3 protein-coding genes are annotated in these 3548 nt (G+C 70.3%); 2 read left to right on the plus strand and 1 reads right to left on the minus strand.

Annotated features, from left to right (window positions below):
* Together ACRX5S_RS37155 and ACRX5S_RS37160 are read left to right on the plus strand one after the other, a co-directional pair.
* Positions 1-259 (plus strand): Rrf2 family transcriptional regulator (locus ACRX5S_RS37155; RefSeq protein WP_436777659.1); only part of this gene is annotated, 259 nt, incomplete at its 5' end.
* Positions 260-360: 101 nt separating this feature from the next.
* The gene (locus ACRX5S_RS37160; RefSeq protein WP_436777660.1) at positions 361-1554 is read left to right on the plus strand and encodes a globin domain-containing protein; all 1194 of its coding nucleotides are present in this window, start codon (positions 361-363) and stop codon (positions 1552-1554) included.
* A gap of 332 nt (positions 1555-1886) precedes the next feature.
* Here the strand turns inward: ACRX5S_RS37160 and ACRX5S_RS37165 are convergent, their stop codons facing one another.
* Positions 1887-2969, minus strand: a complete 1083-nt coding sequence (locus ACRX5S_RS37165; protein ID WP_436777661.1) for a terpene synthase family protein — start codon at positions 2967-2969, stop codon at positions 1887-1889.
* Between the last annotated feature and the right edge of the window lie 579 nt (positions 2970-3548).

Genomic DNA, 3548 nt, shown 5'->3' on the forward strand with positions numbered 1-3548 from the left:
CGGCGGGCTGGAGCTCACCGGCCTGGGCCGGGCGGCCACCGTCGGCTGGCTGGTCCGGGAACTGGAGGGCGAGGACGAGGTCGTCGCCTGCGACGGCGACCCGCCGTGCCCGCTGCGCGGCGCGTGCCGGCTGCGGCGGGCGCTGCGCGACGCACAGGAGGCGTTCTACGCGTCACTCGACGCGCTGACCGTCGGCGACCTGGTCGCCTCACCCACGGGACCGGTACTGATCGGGCTGACCGGCCGCTCCCGAAACTGACCTGTACACCGACCCGAAGACCTACCGAGACCGATGCGCCGCACCGGCGGGGTCAGCGCACGCTCTTAATACGAAGATCATCTACCAATTAAGGAGTCACCGTGCTGTCAGAACAGTCCATACCGGTCGTCCGCGCCACTCTGCCCGCGGTCGGCGCGGCCCTCGACGAGATCACCACACGCTTCTACGCCGGGATGTTCGCCGCCCACCCCGAGCTCCTGCGCGACGTGTTCAACCGCGGCAACCAGGCCAACGGCGAGCAGCAGCAGGCCCTGGCGGGCTCCATCGCGGCGTTCGCGACCCTGCTCGTCGAGCGGCCCGACGCCCGGCCCGACCAGATGCTGGCCCGCATCGCCCACAAGCACGCCGCTCTGGGCGTCACGTCCGAGCAGTACAAGATCGTCCACAAGCACCTCTTCGCGGCCATCGCCGACGTCCTCGGCGACGCCGTCACACCCGAGGTTGCCGCGGCCTGGGACGAGGTCTACTGGCTCATGGCCAACGCCCTGATCGCCGTCGAGGCGCGGCTCTACCGCGGAGCCGGGCGCAGCGAAGGCGACGTCTGGCAGTGCATGGAGATCACCGCACGCCACGAGGAGACCCCGGACGCGGTCTCCTTCACCCTGCGCCCCGCCGACGGCGGCACCGCACCGGTGTTCAAGGCCGGCCAGTACGTCAGTGTGCAGGTCGAACTCCCCGACGGCGCCCGGCAGATCCGCCAGTACAGCCTGTCCGCCGCCCCCGGCGGCTCGCAGTGGCGCATCACCGTCAAGCGCGTCCGCGGCGCCGCGGGACCGGACGGCGAGGTGTCCTCCTGGCTCCACGCGCACGCCCGGACCGGCGACGTGCTCACCGTGTCCACGCCCTTCGGCGACCTCGTCCTTTCGGACGGCGACGGCCCTCTACTACTGGCCTCCGCAGGCATCGGCATCACTCCGATGCTGGCCATTCTCGACCACCTGGCCACCACCGGTTCCTCCCGCCCCGTCACGGTCGTGCACGCCGACCGCCGGGCCGCGGACCACGCACACCGCACCGAGCAGCACGACCTCGTCGCCGCGTGCCCCGACGCAACGCTGCACATCTGGTACGAGGAACCCGGCGAACCGGGCGCACACGTCGGGCAGGTCGACCTCGACGCACTCGAACTCGCCGACAGCACAACCGCATTCCTCTGCGGCCCACTACCGTTCATGCGCACAGTACGCGGCGCCCTCCTCCGCCGCGGCATCCCCGCCGACGCCATCCACTACGAAGTCTTCGGCCCCGACCTCTGGCTTGGCCGGCAGCAGTAGGCGGCGGACCGGCCGAAGCACCTCCGCGCGCCCACCGGTTTCCGTGAGGGAATTGTCGGCCGTGTCGCCTCCGACGACGAGGACGGAGAGGAGGTTGTCATCGGATGGGGCGGAAGCCTGATCGCGCAATCGAGCGGCGGCCCTGAGCGTGCCGACAGACCGTTCGAGGCGACGGATGCCCCGGGTCGGCAGCCCTTGCATGCCCCGGGCTCGAACGTGTGCGTGTAGACGGCGCGCGAAACGACGGCGCAAGCGGCCCGGAACGCGGCCACTTCGTGGTCCTGGGCAGCATGGCAGTCATGGCCTGTCTCTCCAGCTCGTGCCGACTGGCGTCACAGCAGGTCCCACCACCAGGAGATGAGGGGAACCGCCGCTTCAGGGTGGTCACTTCGGGTTCGCCGGTCGACGATCTCGTGAATGCCCTTCTCCGGCCTCGGCACAGAAAGGGAGCGGCTCTCGGCGGGGACATCCAGCACCGTGGTGTAGCGCGGGAGAAAGCGCTGCCATTCGTACGTTCCGCGGACCATGTTGGCGAGTTGGTCCGCGTACCGCCGAAGGTCCGACCTGCCGCTCGCCAGCAGCCTCTCCCGCATCGCGACGAAGAACTCCATCGTGTTCTCCAGCACGGCGCACGTCCGGTCGACCGCGACTTGCGGCGGGCAGTCGAGTTCGACGCCCAGGATCCGGACCAGGTTCGACTCCAGACAGCCCTGGTGCTCCTCGTGCCGGTAGGACGCCAGGTCCGTGGGGACGGTCAGCAGGATGCCGGCGGCCTGGCCGAACGCACGGACCTGCGGGGTGACGCGTTCCCGGGCGGAGAGCGCCGTCCCCTCCGCCACCTCGATCATGAGGGCGGAGAGTTCGGCGGCTCCGTCCGAAGGCCGGATGAGCAGGTGCTGCGCCGCCGACCGCAGGGTTCCCGCGGCCCGATCGCCGACCCCGCACATGGCACCGACGGCCCACTGGTAGTGGGCGGCGGAGCACAGGTGCGCGACTTGGGGGTCGGCCTGGGAGCGGATTCTCGCGACGAGGTCGGCGAGCGCGGAGGCGAAGGCGTCGAAGGCCGGATCGCCGGTGCCGCCGAGCTCGGGATACAGCGCCCGCGCCATCATCTGCGCGATCAGGGTGTTGAACGGCGCCGGCTGGTCGGCGAGGCGTCCGGAATCGCAGTAGTAATCGTCGAACAGCAGCGCCCATATGAGCCAGTCGGAGAGGAGCTGTACTCCTTCCCGAGTGCCTTGCGGCGCCCAGGTGCACGCCAGGAATCCGGTGTCGGTGGCCGCGGCCCGCAGAAGCGACCGTTCGTCCAGGCGGTGCCGTGCCAGCCAGGCGTACGAGCGCTCCTGGTACTCCTCCGCGCCGTCCCCGACGTGCAATTCGAGCGGACACCAGAGCGGAGGAATGCGGAGATCCATGCCCATACCGTTCAGACAACGTGGCCGCGCAACCGGCAACAACCAGGATCAGGGGGCGCACGGAGGCATGTCAGGGCTTTGGGCGCCCTGAACGCGCCCCCGCACCGTCACATGCCCCCGTCACATGCCCCTGTCGTGCGCCCCTCAGGCGGCCGCGCACGCGGACCAGCGGTACCAGCACAAGCGCCGGACGACCCGGCGACCCGGCGACCCGGCAGCCGCCCTCGCGCCGGGACCAGATCCGCGAACTGGCCGTCGCTGAACTTCCCCGCTCGTCCCGGATCCGGATCGCCGGACTGCCTTTCGGCAACGGCGCCGCCCGCGCTACCCGCACCGTCTCCAACGGAACCGGCTCCGGATCCCGCACCCGCAACGACATCGGCTCCCCCTTCCAAGTCTGGGGAGCCGACACCAACACCCGCCGCCGTATCAACCAAGAACATCCACGTAAGTCACCCGCCGGGGCCACCCATACGCGCCCGCAAGCCGTACGGGCGCGGCCCGTCGTCCTTCGCGAATCCGCCGCGAGTACCGCGACCTGCGGCAACTTGACGTGAACTGACAGCTTTTGATCAGGCG

This window comes from Yinghuangia sp. YIM S09857 (assembly GCF_051388915.1).
Classification (GTDB): domain Bacteria; phylum Actinomycetota; class Actinomycetes; order Streptomycetales; family Streptomycetaceae; genus Yinghuangia.